Source organism: Rhodococcus sp. BP22 (genome assembly GCF_014281965.1).
GTDB lineage: Bacteria > Actinomycetota > Actinomycetes > Mycobacteriales > Mycobacteriaceae > Rhodococcoides.
The window spans coordinates 1-942 of record NZ_JACFTB010000025.1 but is presented as its reverse complement, the minus strand read 5'-3'; the positions used below and the strand labels follow the sequence as shown (position 1 = coordinate 942).

Annotated in this window: 1 protein-coding gene; it reads left to right on the top strand. The window is 61.8% G+C overall.

The window, feature by feature from the left end; genetic code table 11:
* A partial coding sequence (locus tag H2510_RS20545; RefSeq protein WP_186630126.1) for an acyl-ACP desaturase occupies nt 1-942 on the top strand: 942 nt, incomplete at both ends.

Below are 942 nucleotides of genomic sequence, written 5' to 3'. Positions count from 1 at the left end.
ATGGCGAGGGATCTGACACAGCTGGAGCTGCTACACGAGCTGGTTCCTGTTGCGGAAGACAACGTGAACCGCCACATGTCGATGGCGAAGGAGTGGCACCCGCACGATTACGTGCCGTGGGACGAAGGCCGCAACTTCGCCGCACTCGGTGGGGTTGACTACGAACCGGAGCAGAGCAAACTTTCCGAAGTAGCGCGAGCAGCGATGATCACCAACCTGCTCACCGAGGACAATCTGCCCTCGTACCACCGCGAGATCGCCGAAAACTTTTCGCAGGACGGCGCCTGGGGCACCTGGGTGGGACGGTGGACCGCCGAGGAGAACCGGCACGGCATCGTCATGCGGGACTACCTGGTGGTCACCCGCGGTGTCGATCCGGTCGCGCTCGAACAGGCCCGGATGATCCACATGACCAACGGTTTCGCCTCACCGGCGGGCGCACAGACCGGACTGTTGCATTCGGTCTCGTACGTCACCTTCCAGGAACTCGCCACGCGCGTCTCGCATCGCAACACCGGCAAGGTGTGCGACGACCCGATCGCCGATCGGATGCTTCAGCGCATCGCTGCGGATGAGAACCTGCACATGATGTTCTATCGCAACGTCACCGCTGCCGCCCTCGACATTGCGCCGGATCAGACGTTGGAAGCGATTTCGCATATCGTGATGAACTTCCAGATGCCCGGTGCCGGGATGCCGAACTTCCGCCGCAACGGTGTGTTGATGGCCAAGCACGGGATCTACGATCTGCGTCAGCACCTCGAGGACGTGGTGTGGCCGGTGCTGCGGAAGTGGCAGATCTTCGAACGTGAGGACTTCACCGGTGTCGGGGAATCCAAGCGTGAAGAACTGGCCGTGTTCCTCGAAGACCTCGAGCGTCAGGCCACCAAGTTCGAGGAAATGCGCGATCGTTCCCTCGCACGCGAAGCCGCCAAAGCAGAG